Genomic DNA, 14,455 nt, shown 5'->3' on the forward strand with positions numbered 1-14,455 from the left:
AACGTATAAAACGGACCAAACCACGGCTATACCTGATGGAGAAAGTATAAAAAAGTAAAAAGCCCGGCTTCCTGTGTATACGGAAAGCCGGGCTAAAACTATAGGTCAGGAAGATCTTTTACTGGAAGTAATCCTTCACTTTCTCAAAGAATCCCTTTTCGTTCTTGCCTGGGTTAGGCGTAAAGTTGCTGGAGTAACGCAGGCCTTCCAGCACCGCTTTCTCATCGCTGCTCAGGCTCTTCGGTGTCCACACGTTCACGTGGATCAGCTGGTCGCCTTTGCCGTAGCCGTTGATATCCTGTATGCCTTTGCCGCGCAGTCTGAAGATCTCGCCACTTTGCGTACCCGGCTTAATGCTGATCTTCACTTTACCCGAGATGGTTGGCACCTCTACCTCAGCACCCAGGGCAGCATCTACAAAGCTAATGTATTGCTCAAAAATCACGTTGTTGCCTTCGCGCTTCAGGGTTGGGTGCGGCTCCTCCTCAATCTGGATCAGCAAATCACCCGGCACGCCACCGCGCTCCGGCACGTTGCCCTTGCCGCTCATGCTCAGCTGCATGCTGTCCATGACGCCACCCGGCACATTGATCGTGATCACTTCCTCCTGCAACTCTCTGCCGCTTCCGTGGCAGGTGTTACAATTATTAGTCACGATGCGGCCTTCGCCGTTACAGGTAGGGCAGGTTGCCGTAGACACCATCTGTCCCAGCATGGTATTTACCACCTTACGTACCTGTCCGGAGCCCTGGCACGTGCCGCAGGTTTGCATGTCGGTGCCGTTCTTGGCGCCGTTGCCCCCGCAGGTAGCACAGGCTACGTAACGCTTCACTTTGATCTTTTTCTCTACGCCGTTGGCTATCTCCTCCAGAGTGAGCTTGAGCTTGATGCGCAGGTTGGATCCTTTGCGCTGGCGGCGTCCGCCGCCTGAGCGACCGGAACCTCCGAAGAAGCTCTCGAAGCCACCGCCGCCGAATATGTCGCCGAACTGCGAGAAGATATCATCCATGTTCATGCCACCGCCGCCAAAGCCGCCGTTCATGCCCTGGTGGCCGAACTGGTCGTAGCGCTGGCGCTTCTGCTGATCGCTCAGCACCTCGTAAGCCTCTGCCGCCTCCTTAAACTTGTCTTCGGCGGTGGGGTCGTCGGGGTTTTTATCGGGGTGGAATTTGATGGCGATTTTGCGGTAAGCCTTCTTTATCTCCTCCTGCGTGGCGCCTTTGCTTACCCCCAAAACCTCATAATAATCTCTCTTAGCCATGGCTTACGCTCCTATTACTACTTTCGCAAAACGGATCACCTTCTCGTTAAGGGTATATCCTTTTTCAATTATATCTACAATCTTACCTTTCAACTCCTCTGACGGGGCCGGAATCTGCGTTACCGCCTCATGGAGATCGCTGTCGAAGTCATCGCCCGCCTTTGTCTCCATTGCCTTCAGCCCTTTCTGCTGCGTTACGTGCTTTAACTTGTGGAACACCAGCTCCAGCCCCTGCAGCATCGTATCCAGCTCCTTGCTCTCCTCCATGGCCTGGCGCGCGCGCTCCATATCGTCGAGCACCGGCAGCAACTCGGTCATCACGTCCTCGGAGGCCGTTTTGGTCAGCTCCAGGCGCTCCTTGGCCGTACGGCGACGGAAGTTCTCGAACTCCGCCATCAGGCGCACAAACTTATCTTTCATCTCCGCCAGTTCTGCAGCTGTCTTATCTTCCTGCATCTCGGCAGAAGAAGTGGCTTCGGCTGTTTCGTCCACCTGGTTCAGCTCTTCATCGGCGGTTGCGTTGGCAGTGTTTTTCTGCAATTCCTCTTGTTCCTGCTCCTTTTTAATATCTTTATCTGACATAATGCCTTAAAAAAGTTAGGTTGATGTGTCTATACTGTCTTGTCAATTGTCTTGCCAAACCCCTGTTTGTGCCAAGTTGACACAAATTAATTTTGAATGAGCGGCTGAATGAATGAGTGCATGTATTTCTCTTCTTGTGATCTTGTTAGAAGGGAAGTGGAGCAACAGCTACAACGTATAAGCTATAGTATCGATCTTAAACATTCACTCATCCACTCCATCAACACTCACGCCTTAAAAAAAATCGGTAGCAAGCTTTGCAGCCTCTACCGATCCTGGTTTTATACTTTTACCGGGGTATGCTTTAGCTGTTTAGCGCATCCCAGATCAAATCCTTCAGTTGGGTGATGTTCTTGCCCGTGATGCTCGAGATGAATACCGTCTGCAGCCCCTCCGGCAGGGTCTTGCGCATCTCCTCTTCCAGTTCCTCGTCCAGCATGTCGGATTTGGTGATGGCAAGTATACGCTTCTTATCCAGCAACTCCGGATTAAACTTCTCCAGCTCGTTAAGCAGCACGTTATATTCCTCGGCTATGTCTGCGCTCTCACATGAAACCATAAACAGCAGCATCGAGTTCCGCTCAATGTGACGCAGGAAACGGAAGCCGAGTCCCTTGCCTTCCGAGGCCCCCTCGATGATGCCCGGGATATCGGCCATCACAAAGGATCTGTAGTCGCGGTAAGCTACCACCCCCAGGTTAGGCTCCAGCGTGGTGAAGGCATAGTTGGCAATCTTCGGTTTAGCCGCCGACACGACCGACAGAAGCGTGGACTTTCCGGCGTTCGGGAAGCCCACAAGGCCCACATCGGCCAGCAGCTTCAGCTCCAGCACCACCCACTCCTCTATGCCCGGCTCACCTGGCTGCGCATAACGCGGCGTCTGGTTCGTGGGGGATTTAAAGTGGGCGTTGCCCAGGCCGCCGCGGCCGCCGGGGGTAAGTATAATTTCCTGCCCGTCCTCGGTAATCTCGCACATGATCTCACCGGTCTCGGTGTTTCGGGCGATGGTGCCGAGCGGAACCTCCAGCACCTCATCCTTGCCTTGCGCTCCCGAGGAGTGGCTCGGGCCACCGTTCAGGCCGTTCTCGGCGATGACGTGCTTGCGGTACTGCAGGTGCAGCAGCGTCCAGAGCTGGGCGTTGCCGCGAAGTATAACGTGCCCTCCACGGCCTCCGTCGCCCCCGTCGGGACCACCTTTCGCCGTTTTTTTATCCCGATGCAAGTGTGCGGAACCTCCGCCACCATGCCCGGAACGTGAGCAGATCTTAACGTAGTCTATAAAGTTGCTTGATGCCAAATCGTGTTAAGCCCTAGGCTTATTTTTTCTCTTCCTGCTTTTCCTTTAACGCATCAATATGCTGGCACAACGCCTTGAAGATGTCCTCTATCTCCCCGATGCCATCCACTGCAAAGAACTTCCCCTGCCCGGCGTAATAGTCTGCCACCGGCCTGGTTTTGGTGTTGTACTCCTGCACGCGCTTTCGGATCAGTTCTTCGTTCTGATCATCCGGTCGCCCAGAGGTTTGGCCGCGCAGCAACAGGCGCTTAGTCAGCTCCTCATCGTCCACGCGCAGGGCAATCATGGCAGATATCTCGGTGTCGTTGTCCTGCAACAGCTTATCAAGCCCCTGGGCCTGCGGCACTGTGCGCGGAAAGCCGTCGAAGATGAAGCCGGCAGCCTGGCGGTGCTCCTTCACCTTGTTCTCGATCATGCCGATCACCACTTCATCGGGCACCAGCAAGCCGTTATCCATCAGCTTTTTCGCTTCCAGGCCAAGTGCTGTACCGGCAGCGATCTCAGAACGCAGCAAATCGCCGGTAGAAAGGTGTATGAGGTTGTATTTATCTAACAGTTTTTGACTTTGGGTACCTTTTCCAGCACCTGGAGGGCCAAACAAAACGATGTTAAGCATATCTTATCGCTAAATTAAAAAGCAAATATAAGTATAATTTCTCTGTACTTTCTGATTTTATGAGGCTTGGCGGGCACCCGTAACCTCCTGCCTCAGAAGCCTGCTAACGCTACCTGTAGGGCAGGGTTACGATACGATCTTGTAGATGTCGCGCAGGTTTCGGCCAAGGCCGTTATAGTCCAGGCCGTAGCCCACGACAAAATCATTGGGGATAGACCGCGCCACGTATTTTACGTCCAGCGGGTGCTGCAGGCAATCGGGTTTCATGAGCAGGGTAGCCACCTCCACGGAGGCCGGGCCGCGCTCCTTTAGTTGCTGCAACAGGCCGTGCACCGTGTGGCCGGTATCCACGATATCCTCGAGCACCACTACATGGCGGTGCTGTACGTCTTCCGTCAGGCCCAATACCTCCTTTACCTTCCCCGTGCTCTGCATGTCCTGGTAGCTGGCCAGGCGGATAAACGAAACCTCGCAAGGGATGGAAACGCGCTTGAGTAAATCAGCGGCGAACATAAACGAGCCGTTTAGCACGGCCAGAAACAGCGGCTGCTTTTCGGCATAGTCCTTATCCAACTGCTCGGCCAGCATGGTGATGCGGGCTATAATCTCCTCTTCACAAATGTAAGTGCTAAACTCGCAATCGTGAATCTTAATCTTGCGCGGGTCCATGTAATATTGGTTTGATCTTGAACAAAGGTAAGTATAAAATAAAAGATAAGCCCAACCTGGAGCCGGGCTTATCTTCATTTTTAACGGCGAAAGTTATTTTACCGTGCCTGCCAGCGTTAGCGTTACCGTGTGCTGTCCGTTTATACTTGCCGTGGCTGGAGTCAGCTGCTCCAGGTTCATATTGATTCTGTCCAGCTCGATCGGCGCCTCCGGAATCGGGGGCTCCTGCTCCAGGGCAATGTGCGGCGCAATCACCAACGACACAATGGACATGAGCTTGATAAGGATGTTCATACTTGGGCCGGAAGTATCCTTGAACGGATCGCCCACGGTATCGCCCGTAACAGAGGCCTTATGTGGCTCAGAGCCCTTGTACTCCATCACCCCGTTAATCATTACTCCTTTCTCGAAGGATTTCTTGGCGTTATCCCAGGCACCACCGGCGTTCGATTGGAACATCGCCATCAGTACACCTGACACGGTTACCCCGGCCAACGTACCACCTAGCACCTCGGCAGAGGAAGTATCGGGGAACACATCCCGGAAGCCAAAGCCGATGATGATCGGCACCAGCAAGGCAATAGCGCCCGGCAGCATCATCTCTTTGATAGCTGCCTGCGTGGAGATGGCCACGCATTTTTCATACTCTGGCTTCCCCGTGCCCTCCATGATACCCGGAATCTCGCGGAACTGGCGCCGCACCTCGTGCACCATCGCCATAGCCGCACGGCCTACCGCCGCAATAGCCAGGGCAGAGAAGATAAACGGGATCATGGCCCCGATAAACAGGCCGGCCAGCACCGGCGCCTTGTAAAGGTCTATACTTTCGATGCCGGCTATACCTACGAAGGCAGCAAAGAGCGCCAGCGAGGTAAGCGCGGCAGAGGCAATGGCGAAGCCTTTACCCGTGGCAGCAGTGGTGTTACCCACAGCATCCAGGATGTCGGTGCGCCCGCGCACTTCTCTTGGTAACTCGCTCATCTCGGCAATACCGCCGGCGTTGTCGGCAATAGGACCGAAGGCATCAATGGCCAGCTGCATGGCTGTGGTAGCCATCATGCCCGCCGCCGCAATAGCCACGCCGTACAAGCCGGCTGCCGCGTAAGATAGCACGATACCAGCCGCCAGCACGATGATCGGCAGCACCGTGGAATGCATCCCCACTGCCAGACCGGCAATAATGTTGGTGGCATGGCCTGTGGAAGATTGCTGCACAATGGAGTTAACCGGCTTTTTGCCCATGGCTGTGTAGTACTCGGTGATGATACTCATCAACGTACCCACCACCAGGCCCACGATCACGGCCATGAACACACCGTTGCTGGTGAACTCAAAGTTACGAAGGTTCAGGTTCTCCGGCAGCAGCCAGTGAATGACAAAGTAGGAAGCTACGGCCGTAAGTATAACTGAGATCCAGTTGCCGCGGTTAAGCGCCGCTTGCACATCGCCGCCCTCACTCACGCGCACGAACAGCATCCCGATAAGCGAGAATACGATGCCCAGACCTGCGATGAGCATGGGAAGTATGATCGGGGACAGCCCGCCGAAGTTATCTGATACCTCTACCTCACGGCCCAGCACCATGGTGGCAAGTATGGTAGCCACATAAGAACCGAAAAGGTCGGCCCCCATACCAGCCACGTCGCCCACGTTATCGCCTACGTTATCGGCAATGGTGGCGGGGTTGCGCGGGTCATCCTCCGGGATGCCGGCCTCTACCTTGCCCACCAGATCGGCGCCCACATCGGCAGCCTTGGTGTAGATACCACCACCCACGCGGGCGAACAGGGCGATGCTCTCAGCGCCCAGCGAGAAACCGGTGAGCACTTCCAGGGCAATCTCCATTTCCACGCCATTCACAGCGCCCCCCTGGCTCTGTACAAACAGGTAGTAAAAAAGTATGAACAACGACCCCAGGCCCAGCACCGCCAGGCCGGCCACGCCCATGCCCATCACGGATCCGCCTGCAAAAGACACGCTTAAGGCTTTGGAAAGGCTGTTGCGGGCTGCCTCCGCCGTACGCACGTTAGCTTTGGTGGCGATGCGCATTCCTATAAAGCCGGCCAGGGCCGAGAAAACAGCGCCTATCACAAAGGCGCCCACAATAAGCGGATGGGATTTCTCGCCGGTGTAGCCCAGGTAGAAGAGGAACACGGAGGCGATGATAACAAAATAGGCAAGTACTTTATACTCGGCTTTCAGAAAGGCCATGGCGCCATCGGCGATGTGGCGTGCAATCTCTGTCATGCGCTCGTTGCCGCTCGGCTGCTTCGTCACCCAGGCCGACCTGATAAGGGTATAGATCAGGGCTGCCACTCCAAAGCCAGGAATTGCATAAAGAATCGGTTCCATTCAGTTAGATTAAAGGTTAAAGGGATATTTCTATATAGTTATTAAAGAAAAGTGATTCCGTAGACTTTTCCAAATATCCCTCCCCCTTTCCTGCTGAAGCAGATTTCACCTATACTTCTATACTTTAGCAAGTTGCAACATCGATTTAAAAGCGCAACACCATTTCTGATTATACAGCCCTATTGATAGGAATTGGAGGCTTTTAGAGCTCCGGCATTCTTATTTAAAAGTAGCTAGAGCAACTAAACGCTCTGCAAGCACTAAAGTAGAAGTTGCTTGTAGTAGCGGGGCAGTCTTGTCTGAGGGGAGCTTTCACCTCTCCCCAGCCCTCTCCTTTTCTCAAGAGGCCCTGCCCCAAAACAGGAGAGGGAGTTTCCCGTTACGGGGTCCAACCACCCCTACCCCTCCTTGCCTAAGAAGGGGAGCCTGTAATTACTCCTGCTGAAGTATAGGTTGCATAGCTGCTGCCGTTGCGCGGACAGGTCGCGACCTGTCCCTACAAAGTATAAACCCACCCCTAGCCCCTCCCAGGAGGGGATTTGTCAGCAGACGATTACATCCCCCTACCCCCTTCAAAGGGGGACTTGGCTGAAGCTCCGTCAGCAGCGGCTATCAAACTGATCCCAGTCCTTGGGTTGAGCGCCTTCTATTGATGCGGTGCTGAGCTTGCTCAGCAGCCCGGAGCGCCAGCGAGGAGCAGCTTCAATAGTCAGCGCGATGCCCGAGGACGAGGCCTCCCGGCTTGGAGGAAGGCAAAACCAGAAATGAAACAGGCAGGTTGTAAGGCCGTGGATGAACTGTCGCTAATAAAGATAGCTTGCTTCCAGTTGCGGGAAACAGTAACTATGAAAGTATAGCCAAAGTTGAAATATGACTCTGCGAGCCAGTCGGGTTACAAACCCGACATCATAGTAGGCGAAGCAGGGGCAGGCAAAGGCACAAGCGGACGCTTGCGCCAGAAAAGTATAAAGTAAGACCGAAGCAAGAACAGCGAAAGTACAGAGTGAAAATGCACTCCCACTTACGCCAGAAAAACAGCTTTAAACTTACAGCTTCTCCATCAGCACTTTATACAAAGCCACCATACTCTCGATATCCTTCTTATGCACGATCTCGTTTGGCGTGTGCACATTGTCCTCAGGAGCCCCTACAAAGCACCAATCCCAGGGATGGGCGCTGCGCTGCAGCTCCTTGGCGTCGCTGCCGCCGGCTCCCTCCACCTCCAGCTGGTAAGGCACACCAGCCTCTTTGGCAATGTTAATGATGCGTTGCACGTAAGACCGGCGCGGAATCAGGCTGTCGCGCATCGAGATCACCACGCCCTCCCCGGCATGCACGCCTTCGGTTACCCAGGTAATATCGGAGATGAGCCCCTGCGTTACGCCGTAATGCTCATGTAGGTAACGGGCCAGGTAAGCCACCGAGCCGCCGCCGTGCTCCTCCCAGCAGCAGAAGGCAATGATGCCGTTCTCCATGGTTTCAGCCACCTGCAGGGCCGACCAAACACCCAGGCGGTTGTCCAGGTAGCAGCTCTGCACCGTCTCCTCCGTCTCCCGGAAATCGCACTTAAACACCAGCTCTGTGCCCCTTTCCAGCTCACGTTCATACTCGTAGCTCAGTTCATGTCCCTCCTCGTCATACTTCAGGGTGCACTCGATTTTCCCCTGCGAGTCCTCCCCTACCAAGGTATAGCCTGTTTCCAGATACGGTCCGCCAATCTGCACCAGTTGTTTGCCATAACGAACCGTAAAACCGATCGAATCCATATGCGCAAAAATTGCACTCCTCGGTTTGCCGAACACCAGCACGATGCAGTCCTGGAAGCCTTCTCCGTGCAGCACAACGGGTTGCCGTTTCCAGTTAACTTTATGTTCGGCGATGTATTCCAGCAGAAAATTTGTAAGTTTCTGCTCATTGCCAGAGGGGGCATGGATGCGGCAAAGGGTTTCAAGAAGTTTCATATTTATTTTATCTTTATGGAATTCATAGTAATCAGATTTGTTGTACTTTTATAATTAGACAAGCCAACATAGCAACAGGCTCGAACAAACTTACAATTTTTGGCCTTCATGAAGAACTTAATCTCCGCCATCTTCACGCTCTTTTTCCCCCTTTTAGCAGTAGCCCAAAGGCCCGCCTTGCCTACTGACTCCTCTGCTATGCGCCAGGTTACCATGACCGAGGTAGAGGTGCTGCCGACCGCAGCGAAGGTGAAAGGCATGCTGCTGTTGAACAAAGACGTGCAGTACGAGTTGGAGGGTGCCGTGGATAACATGTACAACTTCAAGTATGAGCGCGCCGAGAAACAGTTCAAGTCGATCCGCCGCCGTTACCCTGAGCACCCGCTGCCATACTTCCTGATGGGCCTGAGCCAGTGGTGGAAGATCGTACCGACCAATATCCAGACTCTAAAGTATGATGACATCTTCTTTGCCTATATGGATACGACCATTCAGAAGGCAGAAGCCATGTATGACAAGGATGAGAACAATGTAGAAGCGGCTTTTTTCCTGGCGGCGTCTTATGGTTTTTCCGCGCGGCTGCACTCTGAGCGCAGCAACTGGCGCAAAGCCACGGTGGCCAGCAAGCGCTCCCTCGATTTCCTGGAGAAAGCCAAAGCCGGCAACGGCCTGAGCCCTGAGTTCCTCTTTGGAGAGGCGCTTTTTAACTACTACGCCGTCTGGATTCCTGAAAACTACCCGATGCTGCGCCCCGTGCTTGCTTTCTTCCCGAACGGCGATAAGCGATTGGGGCTAAAGCAGCTGTCTTACGTTTCCAAGACAGGTTTCTACACCGGCACGGAGTCCAAGCTCTTCCTGATGAAGATACTGGCCAACGAGGAGAAGAAGATGCAGGAGGCCCTGGAGGTATCCGAAGACCTGGCCCTGAAATACCCGGACAATGCCTATTTCCAGCGCTTTTATGCCCGCCTGTTGTTTGTGAACGGGCACTTTACCAAGGCTGAGCGCGTATCAGAGGAAATTTTGAGCAAGCTGGAGCAGGACATGCCGGGCTACGAGCCGGTAAGTGGCCGCTATGCCTCCTACATCCTGGGCTATATTAACCAGCACAAGTACCGCGATTTTGAAAAGGCCAAAGCTCATTACAAGAACACCATTATGTATGCCGAGATGACAAACGAGCGCGACTCCGGTTATTTCGTGAATTCCTACCTTAACCTGGCCCGCATCGCCAAGCAGCAGAAAGACAGGGCAGCGGCCAATAGTTATTACTCCGTCGTGATGAAAGCCAGCGATAAGAAATCTGCCAATTTCAAAGAGGCAAAGAAATTCCTGAAAGAGAGTAAGAAAGGATAATAAATATCCCCTAGAGAACATTTAAAAAGCGAGGGCTGCCGGAAAAACCGGCAGCCCTCGCTTTTTATGATGATGCATGTAGTGGCTAGGCGATCTGCTCGGCCGGGTTAAGGATCTTCTCCTTGAAGAACTCGAGCGTGCGCTTCAGGCCCTCGGCCCGGTCTACCTGCGGCTCCCAGCCCAACACCTGCTTGGCCAGCGAGATATCCGGCTGGCGCTTCTGCGGGTCGTCGGTGGGCAGCGGCTGGTACTCCACCTTCAGCTCCACCCCCGTCAGGCGGCATATCTCCTCAGCGAACTCGCGGATAGTGATCTCCGACGGGTTACCGACGTTCACTGGCAGGTGGTAATCGCTCAGCAGCAGGCGGTAAATGCCTTCCACCAGGTCGTCCACATAGCAGAAGGAGCGCGTCTGGCTGCCGTCGCCGAAGATGCTCAGCGGCTCGCCCCGCAGCGCCTGGCTCAGGAAGGCAGGCAGCACGCGGCCGTCGTCGAGGCGCATCCTTGGTCCGTAGGTGTTGAAGATGCGCACGATGCGCGTCTCCAGCCCATGATGCATGTGGTAGGCCATGGTCATGGCCTCCTGGAAGCGCTTGGCCTCGTCGTAGCAACCGCGCGGGCCCACCGGGTTCACGTTACCCCAGTAGTCCTCCTGCTGCGGGTGCACCAGCGGGTCGCCGTACACCTCCGAGGTGGAGGCGATGAGCATGCGCGCTTTCTTGGCCTTGGCCAGGCCCAGTAGGTTGTGCGTGCCCAGAGAGCCTACCTTCAGCGTCTGGATCGGGATCTTGAGGTAGTCGATCGGGCTGGCCGGCGAGGCGAAGTGCAGGATATAGTCTAGGTGGCCCGGCACGTGTACGAACTTCGATACGTCGTGGTGGTAAAACTCAAAGTCCTCCAACTTGAACAGGTGCTCGATGTTTTCCAGGCTCCCCGTGATCAGGTTGTCCATCGCGATCACGTGGTAGCCCTCCCTGATGAACCTATCGCAGAGGTGGGAGCCGAGGAAGCCGGCTCCTCCGGTTATAAGTACTCTTTTCTTGGTCATTGCTCGGGTTAAACGGTTGGGTTTAGTTGGGGCACCTGCTGCTTCACGCCGATGCCGTAGTAGGTGAAGCCCTTCTCCCGCATCTCGCATGCGTCGTAGATGTTGCGGCCGTCAAAGACCACCTTCTCCTTCATCAGCTTGCTCACCACGTTAAAGTTAGGCGAGCGGAACTCGGGCCACTCGGTCACCAGCAGCAGCGCGTCGGCGTCGATGAGCGCCTCGTACTCGTCCTTGCCATACTCGATCGAGTCGCCAAGGCTATGTTTTGCCTCCTGCATGGCCACCGGGTCGTAGGCCCGCACTTTGGCCCCCTGCTCCAGCAGCTTCTGGATGATCACCAGCGAGGGCGCCTCGCGCATGTCGTCTGTCTTGGGCTTGAACGAGAGGCCCCATACGGCGAAGGTCTTGCCCGATAGCTCCCCCGCGAAGTGGCTGTGGATCTTGTTGTAGAGCACTGACTTCTGCCGCTCGTTCACTTCCTCCACGCTCTGCAGCACGCGCATCTGGTAGCCGTTCTCGGCGGCCGTGCGGATCAGCGCCTTCACGTCCTTGGGAAAGCAGCTGCCCCCGTAGCCGATGCCCGGGTAAATGAATTTGTTGCCGATGCGGGCGTCCGAGCCGATGCCCTTTCTGACCATGTTCACGTCGGCCCCCATGATCTCGCACAGGTTGGCGATGTCGTTCATGAAACTGATCTTGGTGGCCAGCATGGCGTTGGCCGCGTACTTGGTCATCTCGGCCGAGGGTATGTCCATGAAGATGAGCGGGTGACCGTTCATCAAAAAGGGCTTGTAGAGCTTCTTCATCACCTTCTCGGCGCGCTCAGAGGCCACGCCCACCACGATGCGGTCGGGCTTGAGGAAGTCCTCGATGGCAGCGCCCTCCTTGAGAAACTCCGGGTTGGAGGCCACATCGAAGGGAACTTGCTCGCCGCGGGCCTCCAATTCCTCCTCGATGGCCTGGCGCACCTTCTGGGCTGTGCCCACCGGCACGGTGCTCTTGGTCACCACCACCAGGTAGTCGGTCATGTTACGGCCGATCTCGCGGGCCACCGCCAGCACGTACTTCAGGTCGGCCGAGCCGTCCTCACCCGGGGGCGTGCCCACGGCGATGAAGGCGGCCTCGCAGCCGCAGCCCTGGATCGAGGAGGCCAGGTCGGTGGAGAACGAGAGCCGCTCCTTCTGGGCGTTGCGCACCACCATCTCCTCCAGCCCTGGCTCGTAGATGGGCAGGATACCCCGCTTCAGGTTCTCTATTTTCTTCTGGTCTATGTCAATGCAAGTCACATCAATGCCCACCTCGGCAAAGCACGTGCCCGTTACCAGGCCCACGTAACCCGTGCCAACTACTGCTATTCTCATAGGTAAATGCTATAAAGGCTAAAAATTCGGTTAAGTACCGGAAGGACCCGTTACCGGAACCCTTGCGACACATTTTTTATGGTATAGTTATAAAATCAAGTCAAGGCACCACAGGCAGATGCGCCTGATGTTCTACTGTTCAGACAGCACCAGGTTCTGAGAACCGTGCAAGTTCAGAAATATCCCGGTTCAGCACAAATCATACAGCAAAAATGCTTGTTACACTCCGGCTGAGGGCAAGGCGGAAGGGAGCAGAACCGTACTCCGGGCGTTCGGAACGGATTATACTTTTCAGGTATCTCCTAAACCCCAACCTCTGCCCTGCAGCACGCGCTAGCCTTCCGCCAGAATTCAAACAATGAAACCCGGCTTGAGTCCGGAGTCCGCAACAACTTCAGCCCGCACAAGTTACGTGTTACAAAGTATAAATGTTCGCTCGTACACAGCCATTTATGGCATTCTGGCGGCTCAGCCATTGCACATCTGCTTATAACTATATAATAATCAGAAGATAACACCCCTAAAAAGTTTTCACTGCCACGGGGGGCTGCATTAGCTGCAGAATTGGCTGGCCTTGCGGCTACCCAAAACAGGACCATGACCAAATTTATACTTTATTTATAGGGACTCCTCCCGCCCGCCACCTATCCCTGAAAATTGTTCCGAAGGCGTCTCTTTTTTGAGTTAAGAAACAACCCGCCTCCCGTTTAGAAGTATAGTTAAGTAACCATCACCCTAAAAGCTATGAAACCGGATTGGCTGGATAAGAAGGAGTACCCCTTCGAGTCTAAATATATAGAGCTGGAAGCAGGCAGGATGCATTATATTGATGAGGGCGAGGGGCCTGTTATCGTGATGATACACGGCACCCCTTCGTGGTCGTTTATGTACCGCAACCTGATCAAGATACTGCGCAAGAACCACCGCTGCATTGCCCTGGACATGATAGGCTTTGGCCTGTCGGACAAGCCGAAGGACTGGAGCTACAAACCCCGCGCACATGCCATAAACTTCGTGCAACTGATGGAGCACCTGCAGCTTAAGGATATCACCTTACTGGTACACGACTTCGGGGCGCCTATCGGGCTGGCCTACGCCATCAGGTACACCGAGAATGTGCGTGGCGTTGTGATGCTTAACTCCTGGACCTGGTCCCTATCCAAGCACCAGGCCTTCACCAAGGCCAGTAAATACCTGGTGGGCCCACTGGGCAAGTTCCTCCATTCCAAGCTAAACGTTTCTACCAACACGCTTATACATGAGCTCTTCAAGGATGAGGATGAGCTTCCGGAGTCGATAAAGAAACAATACATGAACGGCCTGGGCAACCCCGAGGAGCCGGTACGTAACCTTGCCTGTGCCCGCGAACTGGTGGGCGCCAGCAAGTGGTATGAAGAGCTGTGGAAAGAGCGGAAGAAGATTCAGGGCATCCCTACCCTCATACTTTGGGGCGAGCGGGATAAGCTGATAAAGATAGAGGCGCTGCAGCGCTGGAGGAAATTCTTCCATGAGTGCTACGTGATTCCCTTTGAGGACGGTGGGCACTTTCTGCAGGAGGAGAATGCAGAGGAAATAGCTGGCTACGTCAGCAATTTTATAAAGGAAGAGCAGAAGAAACAAGAAGTGACAGACGAACAACCGATTAATACCTAATAAAAATGAAAACAGACACCTCAAAAGATGAAGCAATTTTCCAAGCGCATGGCGCATCATCAGAACAGAAATCCCAATCACAAGATAAATTATATGCTATGAGAGTCCCGCAAAACACTAATCAACCCCAGAACACCCACAAACAGGCGCCCTTAAATGAGTCGCACACCAACCTGATGCAATCGTGGCAGAACCTGCGTGGCCTGGACAGCAAACTGGCCCAAACCAAGTATAAAGACCTGGCCGAGGGACCTAAGCCCCCCAAAGGCCGCAGGAGGGCATGACACACGCCTCCCGCT

The 14,455-nt window shown here is 54.5% G+C and carries 12 protein-coding genes; 3 read left to right on the top strand and 9 right to left on the bottom strand.

The genetic code is table 11. From position 1 onward, the window contains the following. Positions 1-118 precede the first annotated feature (118 nt). From dnaJ to OH144_RS13825, 7 genes are all read right to left on the bottom strand, one after another. A complete protein-coding gene (gene dnaJ, locus OH144_RS13795; RefSeq protein WP_266202829.1) occupies positions 119-1,261 on the bottom strand; it encodes a molecular chaperone DnaJ in 1,143 nt (380 codons plus the stop codon). Positions 1,262-1,264: 3 nt separating this feature from the next. Next, on the bottom strand, positions 1,265-1,843 hold the full coding sequence (locus tag OH144_RS13800; RefSeq protein ID WP_266202830.1) for a nucleotide exchange factor GrpE: 579 nt from the start codon (positions 1,841-1,843) through the stop codon (positions 1,265-1,267). Positions 1,844-2,147: 304 nt separating this feature from the next. Then, positions 2,148-3,140 carry a GTPase ObgE gene (obgE, locus tag OH144_RS13805; RefSeq protein ID WP_266202831.1) on the bottom strand — a complete coding sequence of 331 codons (993 nt, stop codon included), beginning with the start codon at positions 3,138-3,140 and terminating at the stop codon, positions 2,148-2,150. A gap of 19 nt (positions 3,141-3,159) precedes the next feature. After that, positions 3,160-3,756 (bottom strand): adenylate kinase, encoded by a 597-nt coding sequence (locus OH144_RS13810; RefSeq protein WP_266202832.1) that lies wholly within the window; start codon positions 3,754-3,756, stop codon positions 3,160-3,162. Between the two features lie 126 nt (positions 3,757-3,882). Next, on the bottom strand, positions 3,883-4,425 hold the full coding sequence (gene hpt, locus OH144_RS13815; protein WP_266202833.1) for a hypoxanthine phosphoribosyltransferase: 543 nt from the start codon (positions 4,423-4,425) through the stop codon (positions 3,883-3,885). Between the two features lie 93 nt (positions 4,426-4,518). Beyond that, a complete protein-coding gene (locus tag OH144_RS13820) occupies positions 4,519-6,777 on the bottom strand; it encodes a sodium-translocating pyrophosphatase (protein ID WP_266202834.1) in 2,259 nt (752 codons plus the stop codon). Between the two features lie 1,046 nt (positions 6,778-7,823). Then, a complete protein-coding gene (locus OH144_RS13825) occupies positions 7,824-8,738 on the bottom strand; it encodes a M20/M25/M40 family metallo-hydrolase (RefSeq protein ID WP_266202835.1) in 915 nt (304 codons plus the stop codon). 108 nt (positions 8,739-8,846) lie between these two features. On the opposite strand from OH144_RS13825, the gene OH144_RS13830 reads away from it, so the two are divergent. Continuing rightward, positions 8,847-10,094 (top strand): tetratricopeptide repeat protein, encoded by a 1,248-nt coding sequence (locus OH144_RS13830; RefSeq protein WP_266202836.1) that lies wholly within the window; start codon positions 8,847-8,849, stop codon positions 10,092-10,094. 85 nt (positions 10,095-10,179) lie between these two features. On the opposite strand, the gene OH144_RS13835 is transcribed toward OH144_RS13830, so the two are convergent. Both OH144_RS13835 and OH144_RS13840 read right to left on the bottom strand, forming a co-directional pair. Continuing rightward, positions 10,180-11,142, bottom strand: coding sequence for a UDP-glucuronic acid decarboxylase family protein (locus OH144_RS13835; RefSeq protein WP_266202837.1), 963 nt, complete (start codon positions 11,140-11,142; stop codon positions 10,180-10,182). Positions 11,143-11,150: 8 nt separating this feature from the next. Next, the gene (locus OH144_RS13840) at positions 11,151-12,503 is read right to left on the bottom strand and encodes a UDP-glucose dehydrogenase family protein (protein ID WP_266202838.1); all 1,353 of its coding nucleotides are present in this window, start codon (positions 12,501-12,503) and stop codon (positions 11,151-11,153) included. Positions 12,504-13,247: 744 nt separating this feature from the next. Between OH144_RS13840 and OH144_RS13845 the strand changes: the two genes are divergently transcribed. Together OH144_RS13845 and OH144_RS13850 are read left to right on the top strand one after the other, a co-directional pair. Then, a complete protein-coding gene (locus OH144_RS13845; protein WP_266202839.1) occupies positions 13,248-14,156 on the top strand; it encodes an alpha/beta fold hydrolase in 909 nt (302 codons plus the stop codon). Between the two features lie 98 nt (positions 14,157-14,254). Then, entirely contained in the window at positions 14,255-14,440 is a 186-nt protein-coding gene (locus tag OH144_RS13850; protein ID WP_266202840.1) for a hypothetical protein, read from the top strand. The last annotated feature ends 15 nt before the right edge of the window (positions 14,441-14,455 follow it).

This window comes from Pontibacter kalidii (assembly GCF_026278245.1).
Classification (GTDB): Bacteria; Bacteroidota; Bacteroidia; order Cytophagales; family Hymenobacteraceae; genus Pontibacter; species Pontibacter kalidii.